Raw genomic sequence first — 14,899 nt, forward strand, 5'->3', positions numbered from 1 at the left:
CCTGTCCTGGGACGTGGCGGCCGATGTGCTGGACGACGTCGCGGTGGAGCGGGCCTTCGGCCGGCTGGCCAAGGCGCTCAACCGGATCGCGGAGTCCGGGGCCGACGCGCTCACCCTCGGACTCGCCGAACTCCTTGCGGCACCGGCGGTTCAGCAGGACAAGCTGCCGCTGACCGAGGTGCAGTCGGCCTACCTGGTCGGACGGATCGGGGATCTGGCCGGCACCGCGGAAACCCGGGTGTACCAGGAGTTTCTGCTGCACGGACACGACGTGGACCGAATCGAGGCGGGCTGGCGCCAGCTGATCGGGCACCACCCGATGCTGCGCGGCATCGTGCACGAGGACGGCACGCTGTCGGTGCAGGCCACCACTCCCGACTACGCGATCGCCCGGCACGACCTGAGCGGGCTGGATGCCCCGGGCGTGGAGCGAGAGCTGGCGACGATCGCGGATCGGCTGCGGGCCACGGTGTTCGGCGTCGGGCGCTGGCCGATGTTCGTGATGGAAGCCAGCACGCTGCCGGGCGGCGACGTCATTCTGCACGTGGTGCTGGACGCGCTGATGGCCGATGCGCAGAGCTTCGCGTTGCTGTTCGGGCAGCTGTTCGCCTTGCACGACGGCAAGAACGAGGTGCTGAAGAGCGGTGCGGACGGCCTAGCGCGGCACCTGACGGCCATGGCGGAGCTGGCGGCGAGCCCGGCCGCCGACAAGGTCAGCCAGGAGTGGAAAGCGAAGTTCGAGCAGCTGCCGGCGGGGCCGCCGCTGCCGGACGGCGGGCCCGGCGCCGAACGGGTGCATCGACGGTTCGACCTGGACTCGTGGACAGCGTTGTGCGCCAAGGCGGACGAGGTCGGCGTGCCGGCGGACATGCTCATGCTGACCGCCTACACGGACGCGCTGCGTGAGCAGTTCCCGCAGCCGTTCACCATTGTCGTGGTTTCCTGGGACCGACCGGCTGGCACGGAGCAGATCGTCGGCGACTTCACCGGTCTGTCCTGGCTCGTGGTCGACGACACGCTGCCGACCGGTTTCGAGGACCGTGCAAGGGAAATCTGGGCTCGCGTGCAGCTTGACCTGGAGCGCGCGGCCGTGAAGCCGGGCCTGGCCCAGCTGCGGCAGCGGGTGTTCCGCGCCCGTGGCGCACTCCGTCTGCCGGTGGTGTTCACCCGGATCCCGGATGTGCCGAAGGAACTGCACAGCGACGCGGTCGAGGTGCGGCAGAGCCAGTCGCAGACGGCCCAGGTGGCGCTGGACAACGTGCCGCTGCTGGTCGGTGACACGGTGGTCTGCCAGTGGGACGCGGCGGTCGGCGCACTGCCGGACGACCAGCTCACCAAGATGTTCGCGACCTACGAGCGTCGGATGCGCTCGCTGGTGGCACAAGCGAATCCACAGTGGACTGTCGTCGACCTGTTGGCGCAGAGCTTCAAGTGCAACGGCGACGAGCCGGCGATCCGGTGGAACGGTGAGGTGATCAGCTACGCTGACCTTGACCGGCGCAGTGCGCAGCTGGCCAATCACCTGATCCGCCACGGCCTCAAGCCGGGCGAGCACGTTGCCGTCCACATGGACCGCACGGACAACCTCGTGGTCGCGCTGGTCGCTGTGGTCCGGGCCGGCGCGGTGTACGTGCCGGTGGACCCGGTGAACCCGGCCGACCGTGTGCGGTTCCTCATCGAGGATTCGGGTGCCAAGCTGGTGATCGCCGACGGCGCTCGCGCCGACATCCCGGGTGTCCACGTGGTCTGCCCGGACCGTGATGCGGCAGTGCTGGCGGCCGAATCGGCTACGGCGCCGTCGGTCACGGTGGGTCCGCTCGACCCGGTCTACATGATCTACACCTCTGGCACCACCGGCCTGCCCAAGGGCTGCCGCAACACGCAGCGCGGTGTGGCCAACCGGCTGCTGTGGATGCAGGACACGTTCCCGCTGTCCACAGAGGACCGCGTCCTCCAGAAGACCCCGTACGGCTTCGACGTGTCCGCGTGGGAGTTCTTCTGGCCGCTGCTGGTCGGCGCGTCGATCGTGGTGGCCCGCCCGGGCGGCCACGTCGACACCGCCTACCTGGCCGGCCTGATCCGGGACGAACAGGTCACGATCACCCACTTCGTGCCGTCGGTGCTCGGCATGTTCCTGCGCGACCCGGCGGCGGCCGGCTGCACCAGCCTGCGGTACGTCTTCGCCAGCGGCGAGGCGCTGCCGGTCGGCACCATGCGCACGTTCTTCGACGTGCTGGCCGAGGCCGAGCTGCACAACCTGTACGGCCCGACCGAGGCGGCGATCGACGTCACGCACTGGGCCTGCCGCAGGGACTGGGACGAGCCGACTGTCCCCATTGGACACGCGGTGGCCAACACCCGGATCCACATCGTCGACGAGCAGCTGCGGGACGTGCCGAACGGCACCCCGGGCGAGATCGTCATCGCCGGCCACCAGGTCGCGCTGGGCTACCACAACCGGCCGGAGCTCAACGCCGAGAAGTTCGTCGGTGGCCGCTACCGCACGGGTGATCTCGGTGTCGTCGCCGAGGACGGCGAGATCCGCTACCTGGGGCGCATCGACAACCAGTTCAAGCTGCGTGGCCTTCGCATCGAACCGGAGGAGATCGAAGCCGCGCTGGTGTCGAAGGCCGGCCTGGCCGACGCCCGCGTGCTGCCGGTGACCGCCGCCGACGGCGACGCGAACCTGGCCGCGGTGTGCGTGCCGAACGGCGCGCCACCGGCCGTGTCGGCGATCCGCAAGGCGCTCGGCGAGGCCCTGCCCAAGTACATGGTGCCCAACCTGTACCGGTTCGTGACCGACCTTCCGCTGACCCCCAACGGAAAGCTCGACCGCGGCAAGGCGACCGAGCTGTTCACCGACAAGCCGGCCGAGACCCCGAGCAACACAGCGGTCGGCCTCACGGCCGAGGCGGTGGCGGAGATCGCCGCCGGCCTGCTCGGGGCGGCCGACCTGGCCGTCGATGCCGACCTGTTCGACCTGGGCGCGACCTCGTTCACGATGATCCGGCTGGCCCAGGCCCTGGCCGACAAGCACGGCGTTGACGTGCCGGTGAACATCCTGATCGACAGCCCGACGCCGGCCGGGATCGTCGCCGGCCTCGGCGACAGCGTCCCGGCGACCAAGCCGGCCGACATTCGGATCGCGTTCGACCCGGCGGCCAAGAAAGCGTTCAAGGAAGCCAAGATCGCCCAGCGCGAGCTGGCCGTGGACGCGGAAAGGGTGGCCCTGCCCGAAGGCGGCGCACAGGAGACGGTGGAGCTGTTCGACGCCCGGTCGTTCCGCGACTTCGTCGAGACGCCGATGGACGCCAAGGCGCTGACCGACCTGCTGACGTTGGCCGCGGCCGGTCAGCTGGGCGGCAACGCCAAGCGCCGCTACCCGTCGGCCGGCGGCTTCTACCCGGTGCAGGTCTACCTGTACGCGCGGCACAACCGGATCGCCGGCGTCGAGGGCGGGCTGTACTTCCTGCACCCGGAGGAGCGCAGCCTGGTGCGGCTGGACCCGGAGCTGCGTGTCAGCGCGGAAACCCAGGTGCAGCACAACAAGGCGATCGTCGGAGGCGCGGCGTTCGGCCTGTTCCTGGTCTCGACCCCCGCGGCCATCGCGCCGGCCTACGGCGAGCGGCTGGCCACGCGGTACAGCGGCATCGAGGCCGGGCACATCTCCCAGCTGCTCATGACCGCCGCGCCGGCCAAGGGCCTAGGTCTGTGCCCGGTCGGCGAGATGGACTTCGAGTCGATCAGGCACCACTTCCGACTGGACGAGGACCAGGAGCTGCTGGTCTCGCTGTGGGGCGGCGCGCTCACGGCCACGGATCTGGAGCAGCGGGCCGAGCTGGCGGAATCCGGCGCGAAGGTGCAGGCCGGCGCGAAAACCAATGCGGCGGGTGCCGGGGTGGCGGGTGGCAATGCGGTGGCTGGCGCGGCGGGTGCCGGGGTGCGGAGTGCTGGCGCGGCGGGCGTTGTCGAGCCGATCGCGATCATCGGGTTTGCGGCCAAGCTGCCGGGGGCTGACACCCTTGAGGAGTTCGACGAGCTCCTTTCCGGTGGTGGCACGGCCATCGGGCCGGCGCCGCTCCAGCGCTGGGCGCCGTTGAAGCCGCGGGGTGAGCGGCAAGGGATAGAGGTCGGGGGATACCTGACCGACGTGCACGCGTTCGAGGCCGACGAGTTCCGGATCAGCGAGGGCGACGCCAAGGCGGTCGACCCGCAGGAGCACCTGCTGCTGGCCACGACGCGGAAGTGCCTGGAAGACGCGGGAATCACGGCCGAGCGGCTCAGCGAACAGGGCCAGGTCGGGGTGTTCGTGGGGGCGATGTGGGCGGACCACGCGCTGCACGGGGTGCCGGCGCGGGCACGGGGCGAGGCCGGGACGCACGCGACGCGGGGTGGTCTGGCGCACCGGATCTCCCACACGTTCAACCTGACCGGCCCGAGCGTGGTGCTGGACACGGGGTGTGTCTCCGGTCTGGCGGCGATCGATGCGGCGGTAAGGGCGATCCGCGCCGGACAGTGCACGACGGCCGTCGCGGCGGCCAGCAACCTGGTGCTGCACCCGGATCACCTGGACGTGCTCAGCGAACTCGGCCTGGTGGCGGAGGAAACCGACTCGTGCGCGTTCACCGACCGGGCCAGCGGCTGGATCGTCGGTGAGGGCGTGGGCACGGTGCTGCTGAAGCCGTTGCAGCAGGCCGTCAACGACGGCGACCCGATCCACGCGGTGATCCGCGGCGGCGCAGTGCAGCATTCGGGCACCACGCGACAGTTCGGGCTGCCCAACCGCAAGCGCCAGGAGGAGACGTTCCGTGCGGCGCTGACCGACGCCGGTCTGCCGGCGACGGCGATCGGCTATGTGGAGGCGGCGGCCAGCGGCGCGGCCCTGGCCGACATGCTCGAAGTGGCCGGCCTGAACAAGGTGTTCGCTGACAACAAGAACCCGGTGCTGGTCGGCTCGGTCAAGCCGGTCACCGGCCACCTGGAGGCGGCGTCGGTGTTCGGCCAGCTGGGCAAGCTGATCTGCCAGTTCCGGGCCGGCCATGTGTACGCGACGCGGCTGACCTCGGACCCCAACCCGGGGGTGCTCAGCGCCGATCACGTGGAGCTGGCTCGCCGCACGGTGAAGTGGAAGCGCGAGGCCGACGAGCCGCGTCGCGCCCTGGTCAACGGCTTCGCCGGCGGCGGTTCGTACGGCTGCCTCGTCGTGGAGGAGCCGCCGGAGTTCGAGGCGCGGGACAACGGGGGCCGGCACGTGCTGCCGATCTCCGCTGACACCCCGGAAAACCTGGCGCAACTGGCCGATACGTTGGCCGACGCGATTGATCGTGACCCGGCCCCGGCGCTGTCCTCGGTCGCCAAAACGCTGACCGAGGGCCGGAAGGACCGCCAGGAGCGAGCGGCAGCAGTCACCACGGCGATCGACGCAGCCGAAGCGCTCCGCGAGCTGGCCCGGAACATCAAGGCTGGCCAACGGATTGTGGGCAACGACGAACTGGCCGAGTCCTGGCTCGCCGGCAACACCGTTGCCTGGCCGCAGGAAGACGTGCGCCGGGTGTCGTTGCCGGCCACGCCGCTGAAGGTCACCGGCGAGCGTAAGGCCGAGGTGGCAGCGGATTCCGGCACGGATGCCGAGCCGCTGCAACGGCTGGTGCACATTGTCACCGAGGTCACCGGCATCGCCGCGGCGAAGCTGTCCCCGGGCACGGATCTGCTCGCGCTGGGCGTCACCAGCCGCCAGTTGCAGCGGATCGCGGCCCAGGTGCACGCCGACGGCGGCGCGCAGCTGGCGCTGGAGACGCTGTTCGAAACGGAGAACATGGCCGAGCTGGCCGAGGCGGCCTTCGGAGGACGGCAATGACATCAACCATCGAGGCGCCGGTCCAGGTGCCGTGGTCCGCGGTGCCGCTGTCGGCGGAGCAGCAGGGTCTCCTGTACCTGCACCAGTTGGAGCCGGATTTGGCCCGTTACCACGTGCCGGTGGCGTTCGAGCTGGTCGGCGAGCTGGATGTGCCGGCCCTGGAGCGTGCACTGAAGTCATTGGTGCGGCGGCATCCGCTGCTGGCCGCCCGTACCGGCGCGGACCCGGCGGTGCTGGACGCCGACCCCGAACGCACGATCCCGTTGGAGCGCAAGACCTTCCATGGGGGCTCCACGCAGGCCGTCGAGTTGCTGCAACGGGAATCCGTGAAGCCGTTGGACGTGGAGAACGCGGGTATGACCCGGGCGGTTCTCGTGACGTCCACAGAGGACCGTCATCACCTGATGCTGGTGGTGCACCACGTGGTCCTGGACGGCGAGGCGTCCGGCGTGCTGGTGGCCGACCTCTGGTCGCTCTACACGGCCGAGCGCAACGGAACCGCGGGGCCGGTGAAGCCGGCCGTGCCGGCGCACGCCTACGCCGACCACATCGCGGCCCGCCGCAGCCAGAACGAGCAGGAACTTCGTGCCTACTGGCAGGCAGTCCTCAAGGACGGCTGCGGCCCGGTGGAGTTGCCGAGCGACGGTCCGGCGGACAAGGCCACCGCCGACGTGGTGCTGGAGTTCGACGCCGAGCAGACGGCGGCGGTGAACTCCTTTGCCCGCAAGCAGCGGGTGGGCGTGTTCCCGGTGCTGCTGGCGGCGTTCCAGCGCACGCTGGCCCAGTTCGCACGGCAGCAGCGGGTCGCGGTCGCGGTGCCGGTGAGCACCCGCCACGACCCGGCCCTGGACCGGGCGGTCGGCTGCTTCGTCAACACGGTTCTGGTGCGCTCGCCGGAAAACCCGGAGCTGGACCGGGCGGACTACGTCCGCGCGGTCCGCACCGAGGTGGCCCGGGCGATCGACCACGCCGCGCTGCCGTACCCGCGGATCGCCGAGCTGGCCCCGGGCGTCGACTTCAACTGCGTGTTCACGTACCAGAGCTGGTTCGAGCCGGGCGGTTTCGGCGACAGCGTGCCGGGCCTGCGAATCAAGCTGGTGGAGCAGGTGCACCAGCCGGTGGTCGGCGACCTGACGCTGGAGCTGTTCGCCGACGGCGACCGCATCCGCGGCCGACTCCGTTACGCCACCGACAAGTTCGCCGAGCCGACGGCGACTTCCTTTGCCCGGCAACTGGTGGCCAATGCCTGTGGCGAGCAGGTCGCGGTGCACACCGACGACACGGCGATCGCGTTCGACGAGCAGGACGACATCCACTGGTCGCTTCGCCGTGCGGCGAAGGAGAACGCCGACCGGATCGCCCTCCAGGAAGGCGACCGGAGCTGGACCTATGCCGAGCTCGACGCCGAGACTGCCAAGCGTGCAGCCGGTTTGAGAGCCAACGGCGTCAACATTGGTGACACGGTTGGGTTGTGGCTGCCGCGTAGCGCCGAGCAGGTGATCGCGGTGCTGTCCGTGCTGCGGGCCGGCGCGGTGTTCGTGCCGCTCGACCCGGCGCATCCCGATCACCGTCTGGACGACATCGCCCGTCGGGCCCGGCTGGCCCTGGTCATCCGTGAGGCCAACGACCGGCCCACGCCGGCTGACGTGGTCGGCGTTGAACTGTCCTCATTGGATGGTCCGGCGATCGACGACGTGCCGCCGCGGGCCGACCAGCCGGCGTACGTGCTGTTCACGTCGGGCAGCACCGGCGTACCCAAGGGCGTTGTCGTCGGGCACCGCGCGTTTGTCAACCACCTCGCGTGGAGCAAGCGGTACTTCGACGTAACTTCGGACGACGCCATGGCGTTCTCGGGCACGCTGAGCTTCGATGTCACGCTGCACCAGCTGTTCGTGCCGCTGGTCTGCGGCGCACGGCTGGTCGTCGTGCCGGATGGCGAGCACCGCGACGCCGACAAGATGGCCGCCACGCTCAACCGGCACGGCGTCACGCTGCTGCACGTCGTCCCGGCGCTGCTCAGGCTCCTGGTCGACAGCCCGACCTTCGCTGAGAACCGGTCGCTGCGGGCCGTGGTCAGCGCCGGCGAGGCGCTGACCAACCACCTGCGCCGCGCGTTCAAGGACGTGCAGTCAGCCCGGCTCTACAACGCTTACGGGCCAACGGAAGCCACGGTCTACGCCACGGTTTTCGATGCCACCGACGACAACAACGGCCGCTGGGCCGGGCAGGCCGATGTGCCGATCGGCGAGGCGCTTGACAACATCCGTTGTCACGTCCTGGACGAGCAATTGCGACCTGTGCCGGACGGTGCGCCGGGCGAGCTGTGCCTGTCCGGCGTTGCGCTGGCCGACGGCTACCACGGCGACCCGGAGCGCACGGCCGAGCAGTTCGTCCGCACGGACGAGCGCATCTACCGCACCGGTGACCTGGTCCGGCGACTGCCCGAGGGCGGCCTGTCCTACCTCGGCCGCCTGGACCACCAGGTGAAGCTGAACGGCTTCCGGGTGGAGCTGGGCGAGGTCGAGTCGGCGATGCTGGCCGCGCCGGGCGTCCGTGACGCCGTGGCCATCGTGCGCAAACACGAGGACGGCCACAGCCAGCTGTTGGGTTATGTGGCCCCGGAATGCGACGCCGAGCAGGTCCGTGCCGTTGTGGCGCAACGACTGCCGGGTTACATGGTGCCGGTGCACGTGGTCGCGCTGCCGGAGCTGCCGCGACTGCCCAGCGGCAAGACCGACCGCAAGGCCCTGCCGGAGCCGGTCGTCACGACCACACCGGTCGTCAAGGCCAGCAGGCCGAAGGCCGGTGCTCTGGACCTTGTGCGCAGCATCTGGACAGAGGTGATCGGTCGTGCGCCGGCCGACGACGAGCACTTCTTCGAGGCCGGCGGCGATTCCATCCTGGCCATGCAGCTGGTGTCCAAGCTTCGCCGCGCCGGCTGCACGGTCGACGTCCGCGACCTCCACCGCACGCCGGTGCTGGCCGACCTGGCGGCCAACCTCCAGGCACCCGAGGTGGAAGTTCCCACGGGTGAACGCTTCCTGGCCCCGATCCAGTCCTGGTTCCTCGACACCGTGCACACCGACCGGCACCACTGGAACCAGTCGGTGCTGCTGGAACTGACCCGCCCGATCGACCCGTTGCTGCTGGGCCTGGCCTTGCAGGCCATCGTCAACGCCCACCCGGCGCTGTCCATGCGTTTGGCCGACCGGGACGTCATCGACGCCCAGCCGTTCACCAACCAACGGCCCAAGGATGTGCTCGACTCCGTCGAGCACACGGGCCCAGAGTCCATTGTGGAGTTGCAGCAGAGCCTCGACCCCGAGGCCGGCGTTCTGCTGAAGGCACGACACCTGCGTGACGGCGACCACGAGTCGCTGCTCATCGCGATTCACCACCTCGCGGTGGACGGGGTCTCCTGGCGCATCCTGCTGGACGACCTCGACTCCGCCGTGGCGGCGCTCGAACAGGGCGAGCTGCCACGGTTGCCCGACGAGGGCCAGTCCTACCGGAGCTGGCTCGACGGGCTGCCCGCGCTGGCGGCCGACGCGCCCGCCACCGCCTATTGGCGGGCGGCGGCGCGTCGGCGCCAGACGGCGGACACGTTGGTGCGCCTTGGTTCCACCGGCGTCGAGGGCGACGCGCGGCGAGTCGAGCTGACCCTGGACGAGCCGGCGACCTCGGCCTTGCTGGGCCGTATCCCGGCGGCGCTGGGCATGCCGGTGCACGACGTGCTGACCGGCTTGGTTGCGCTCGCGCTGGGCCGGTGGCGGGGCTGCGGCTCGGTCACCTTCGACGTTGAGACGCACGGACGGCAGACGGCCACCGGTGACGTCTCCCGCACGGTCGGCTGGTTCACCGCGCTCTATCCCGTGGTGACCACAGTGGACCGAACGCTGGCACCGGCCGATCACCTGCGCGCGATCCGCGCGGAGCTGGCCGAGGTGCCCGATGGCGGTGCGGGTTTCGCCGTCTGTGCCGGCACATCCATCGCCGAGCTGCCGGCCGCGCTGGTCAGCTTCAACTACCTGGGTCAGGTCGACCAGCTCGCCGGCAGTTTCTTCCGCGTCAGCGACGGCGCGGTGCCGGGGGAGCGGTCGCCACGGGCCGAGCGTCCGCATTCCGTTGAGCTCTACGGGATTGTCCGTGATGGCGAACTGCGTCTCGGCGCGACCTTCGTTCCGTCCGCTGTGGATGGTGTCGACGAGCATGGCGTCGCGGCCCTGTTGGCCCAGTTGCGCGAACTCGCCGCCTCGCTGGCCGACACGCCGTCGGAGCCGGAGGAGGTGCCGCTGAGCTCGCAGCAGTGCGGCATCCTCATCGACTCCTTGGCGCATCGGGGAACCGGTCGTTACGTCGAGCAGATGGGCTGGGTCTGGCGTGGCCCGCTGGACACCGAACGGTTCGCCGCCGCCTGGCGGCAGACCGTGCGCCGGCACGCCGCCCTGCGTTCCTCCTTCGCGTGGGACGGCCACCCGCGTCTGCTGGTGCACGACCACGTGACGCCGGAAGTCCTTGTCGTCAAGGACAAGTCATGGGAGCAGCTGCTGGCCGACGACCGTCGCCGTGGCTTCGATCTCGACCAGCCGCCGCTCCTGCGGATTGCCGTGCTGGACGACGGGACGCGGCATCGAGTGCTGTTGAGCTTCCACCACGCCCTGCTGGACGGCTGGGGCATGGCCCTGGTGCTGGAGGACTTCTATCTGGCCTACCTGGGCCACCCGCGCCCGATCGAGCCCGGCGAGCCCGATGCCCGCAGCCACGCCCGCTGGCTGGCCGACCAGGACACCACCGACGCCGAGGCGTTCTGGTCGTCCAAGCTCAACGGCGTCGAGCTGTCGACCCAGCCCGGCGTCCTCGCCGACACCACCGGCGAGTCCGGCATCGGCCGAGTCGAGCTGCGATACAACGCCAGCAACCTGTCCGACCTGCTGCGGAGCATCGCCCGCCGCGGTGCGACGGAGAGCACTCTGCTCCAGACTCTGTGGGCAATCCTGTTGCACCGCTTCGGCGGTGGCGATGTCGTCAGCTTCGGCGTGACCCTCTCTGGCCGCGGCATTCCGCTGCCGGGCGCGGAGCGCATCCCCGGCCTGCTCATGACCACGCTCCCGCTGACTGTCCCGGTAAGTAACGGTGACACCGTTAGCGAACTGGTCGACCGGGTGCGCGACGCGGCGCTGGACATGTCCACCTTCGAATGGGTGTCCACCGGCCAGGTGCACGACTGGAGCGGCCGGCGCGGCACCACACCGCTGTTCGAGAGCCTGCTGGTGGTGGAGAACTACCCGAGCACGCTGGGCGAGGTGGGCCGGCTGCTGGGCGAGGCCGGCATCACCGTCGAGCAGCCGAACGTGATCGGCGCACAGACCGCGTACCCGTGCACGCTGCTGACCCACCGGGACGGCGACGACCTCGTGCTGACCATCGTGCACGACAAGGCGCAGGTCGGAACCGCTGCGGCGGAACGAATCGCCGAGCTGTGGCAGCGCGCACTGGCCAACGTGTCGTTGACAACACCTGTTGTCGAGCTCCTTGGCGACGTCGAACTCCCGCAGTTCAGCCGGCCACAGCCGGTCGAGGCCGCGGCCGTGATCACCGAGTGGCCGGATGACGAGATCGTGGACGTGGTGCGGGAGGTGTGGCGGCACGTGCTCGGCGTCCCGGCCGTCCAGCCGACCGACCACTTCTTCGCCAGCGGCGGCCATTCCCTGCTGGCCACCCGGTTCCTGCGTGAGCTGAGCGAGCGCTGCGGCCGCACGGCCCGCCTGGATGATCTGCTGGCCAACCCCACCGCCGCCGCGTTTGCCGTGGCCTTCACCGCCGGCACGGATGGTCCGCGCAGCCCGCTGGTTCCGCTTTGCCCGGGCCTGGATCCCGTGCTGTACCTCATTCATCCGCCCGGCGGCCAGGTCGCCTGCTACGCCGAGTTCGCCCGGCACTACCCGGGACCCGAGGCGCTGTTCGGCATCCGCGACCCGCGGGTCGACGAGCCCGGCCGCCCGCGCGATCTCTCCGTCACCGACCTGGCCCGGCAGTACCACGACCTGTTGCTGCCGCGCATGAACGGCGGTCCGGTCGTGCTCGGCGGCTTCTCCGGCGGCGGCGTCATCGCCCAGGAACTGGCCTGCCAGCTGCACGAATCCACCGGCACGCGACCGCTCGTGCTGGCCATCGATTCGGCCGCGCCGACCGGCGAGGTCACCGACACCGGGGCGGAAGGCAGCTTCCTACGCCAACTTGTCGAGCACGACCGATCGCAGGCCGTTGCCGGCAAGAACATCGAGTCCGGGGCCGACTACCTGGACGAGCTGGCCGCGGTGTCGGAGTGGATGAGCGGCACCGGCCAGGCCGATCCGTACCAGCTGCTCGCCGGCACCCTCGCCGCCGTCGAACGCCACCAACCTCGCCGCTACGACGGACCTGTCGCCGTCTTGCGGGCCGAGGAGACCGATTTCGGTTCACAGACCGAGTTCGGCGCGGCCGACACGTACTACCGCACACCGGGTCTTGGCTGGGAGGACCACTGCGCCGACGTGTCGGCGCAGGTCGTCGCCGGCAACCACGTGACCCTGATGACCGGCGACAACGTGCGCCGGCTCGCCACCACCGTCGCCGACCTGGTGCGGCGCCAGCACACGAGGGGAGACGACGTCGATGCCTAGGATCTATCTGTTCGCCGGGCAGGGGGCCCAGAAGGTGGGCATGGGCCGGGAGGAGTTCGAGCGCTTCCCGGAGCTGGAGCGCGAGGCCAGCGAGGTGCTGGGCTACTCGGTGCGCACCCTCTGCTTGGAGGACCCGGACCTGTTGCTGGGCAACACCCGCTACACGCAGCCCGCGATGTTCGTGGTCAATGCCTTGGCGTACCGAGCGAAGGTGGAAGAGAGGGGTCGGCCGGAGCTGGCCCTCGGCCACAGCCTCGGCGAGTACAACGCCCTTGAGGCGGCCGGCGCGTTCAGTTTCGCCGACGGCCTGCGGCTGGTCGCCGCGCGGGCGGCGGCGATGGCCCGGATCACCGGCGGCGGCATGACCGTTGTCGCCGGCCTCGGCGAGACCCAGATCCGATTCCTGTTGCTACGCGCCGGTTTTGACACCGTCGAGCTGGCCAACCTCAACACGCCGCAGCAGACCGTCCTGGCCGGCCCGGTCGACGACTTGGAGGAGTTCGCGCCGATCCTGGAGGACGCCGGCGCGCGCATGGTGCGCCGACTCCCGGTCAGCGGCCCGTTCCACTCCCGGCACATGACCCCGGCGGCCCAGGAACTCGCCCCGCTGCTGCGGGCCACGACGTTCAACCCGTTGGCGTTCCCGGTGATCGCCAACCTGACCGCGCAGCCGTACACAGTGGACACTGCCGCCGAGTTGCTCATCGGGCAGATCGACGGCGCGGTGCGGTGGAGCGAGTCCCTGCTGCCCCTGGTGGATTCCGAATTCGTCGAGGTGGGCGGCACGATGTTGACCAGCATGGTCCGTCAGATCAAGCGAGCGGCGGTGGCGGCATGAGCTCCGTGGTCATCCCCAAACCCGTGCCCGACGCCCGGATGCGCGTGTTCCTGTTCCACCACGCCGGCGGTTCGCACCTGCTCTACCGCGACTGGGTCCCGCATTTCCCGGCCGACTGGGAGATCTGTCTGGTCGAGGCGCCCGGCCGCGGGCGGCTCTCGCACCTGGACCCGCTGGACGACGTGGCCGCCATCGTCTCGTTCCTGCTGCCGGATATCCGTCAGCTGCTGGACAAGCCGTTCGTCCTCTTCGGACACAGCATGGGCGCGATGATCGCGTACGAGCTGACACACCGGCTGCTGGCCGCCGGCCTGCCGCTGCCGTCCTGGCTCGGTCTCAGCGCTCGGGCCGCCCCTCGCCCGGACGGGGGACTTGACGTCCGCAACCGTCACCTGATGCCGGCCGACGCCTTGAGGCGCTCGATCGCCGACATGGGTGGCACCCCGTGGTCCGTGTTGTCGGACCCGGACTGGTGGGCGTTCCTGGAGCCGCTGCTGCGCGCCGACCTCAAGGCCGTCGAGACCTGGCGACCCCGGCCGGGCACGCCCGTGCTGCCGGTGCCGCTGTCGGTGTTCGGCGGCGAGCACGACGTCGTGGTTCGACCGGAACGGCTGCTTGCCTGGCAGGAGCGAACCGAGTACTTCCGAGGGATGCACGTCTTCGACGGCGACCATTTCTACTTCAAGGGGCGGTTGCCCGACTTCGTCGACCGGATCGTGGCGGACGTGGGGGTGTTCAGTGTCCGTTGAGGTGTGGCTGTGCCGGGACGAGGACCTGCCGGCCGAGCGCGCGGCCGAGCTGGCCGACCGCTGGCTCGACGACCAGGAGCACGCGACCGCCGACCGGTTCGTGTTCGACCGCGACCGGCGCCAGTACCTGGCCTCGCACGTGCTGGTGCGCCGGGTGTTGTCGCTGCGTACGGACGTGCCGGAGGCGCAGCTTCGGTTCTGGCGCAGCCACCGCGGCCGGCCGTTCCTGGAACCCCCGGTCGGCGGTTGGCCGCTCGGCGATCAGGGCCTCGACTTCAACCTGTCGCACACGCACGGGGCCAACGTCGTCGGTGTGTCGTCGCACCGACGCATCGGCGTCGACGTGGAGATGGTCGACCGGGAGGACATGCGCTCGGTCGACCGCGTCGCCGAGGCCTTTTCCGCTGGTGAGCGCGAGTGGCTGGCCGGGCTGCCGGAGGAGTCGCGGCGTCGGGAGGTGCTGCGGCTCTGGGTGCTCAAGGAGGCGTACGCCAAGGCCCGCGGCCTCGGCCTGGCGCTGCCGTTCGACTCCTTCGCGTTCGACCTCGATCTGAACGGGCCGGTACACGGCTTCCACCCGCCGCGCGACGACCCCGACGGCAACTGGCAGTTCGTCGAGCTCGATGCCGGCGACTCGATCCAGCTGGCGGTGGCCGTCGAACGGCTCGGAACCGAGCTCTGCTCGGTCCGGCTGCATCGGGGATTTCCCGCTCTCGAGCCAGTCTTGAGTTCTTGACGGGGTCACTGCGCGTCGCGGCTGCCACACTCGGGGTTCACTCTCGTTCGGAAGGGT

General features: G+C 70.3%; 5 protein-coding genes. All 5 read left to right on the plus strand.

Annotated elements, in window-relative coordinates; translation table 11 throughout:
- Nucleotides 1–13 precede the first annotated feature (13 nt).
- Genes M3Q35_RS40765 through M3Q35_RS40785 form a run of 5 tightly spaced genes read left to right on the plus strand, consistent with a single transcriptional unit; the run spans nucleotide 14 to nucleotide 14,842 of the window.
- Complete coding sequence (locus M3Q35_RS40765; RefSeq protein ID WP_273937909.1) at nucleotides 14–5,857, plus strand: amino acid adenylation domain-containing protein; 5,844 nt, start codon at nucleotides 14–16, stop codon at nucleotides 5,855–5,857.
- Nucleotides 5,854–12,519: a non-ribosomal peptide synthetase gene (locus M3Q35_RS40770; RefSeq protein WP_273937910.1), complete on the plus strand. Its 6,666-nt coding sequence runs from the start codon at nucleotides 5,854–5,856 to the stop codon at nucleotides 12,517–12,519. Before M3Q35_RS40765 ends, M3Q35_RS40770 begins: the two co-directional genes overlap by 4 nt.
- The gene (gene fabD / locus M3Q35_RS40775) at nucleotides 12,512–13,357 is read left to right on the plus strand and encodes an ACP S-malonyltransferase (protein WP_273937912.1); all 846 of its coding nucleotides are present in this window, start codon (nucleotides 12,512–12,514) and stop codon (nucleotides 13,355–13,357) included. The genes M3Q35_RS40770 and fabD overlap by 8 nt, the downstream gene beginning before the upstream one ends.
- Complete coding sequence (locus tag M3Q35_RS40780; protein ID WP_273937913.1) at nucleotides 13,354–14,106, plus strand: thioesterase II family protein; 753 nt, start codon at nucleotides 13,354–13,356, stop codon at nucleotides 14,104–14,106. Before fabD ends, M3Q35_RS40780 begins: the two co-directional genes overlap by 4 nt.
- Nucleotides 14,096–14,842: a 4'-phosphopantetheinyl transferase family protein gene (locus M3Q35_RS40785; RefSeq protein WP_273937914.1), complete on the plus strand. Its 747-nt coding sequence runs from the start codon at nucleotides 14,096–14,098 to the stop codon at nucleotides 14,840–14,842. Before M3Q35_RS40780 ends, M3Q35_RS40785 begins: the two co-directional genes overlap by 11 nt.
- Nucleotides 14,843–14,899 lie beyond the last annotated feature (57 nt).

It is taken from the genome of Kutzneria chonburiensis (assembly GCF_028622115.1).
GTDB classification, from domain to species: domain Bacteria; phylum Actinomycetota; class Actinomycetes; order Mycobacteriales; family Pseudonocardiaceae; genus Kutzneria; species Kutzneria chonburiensis.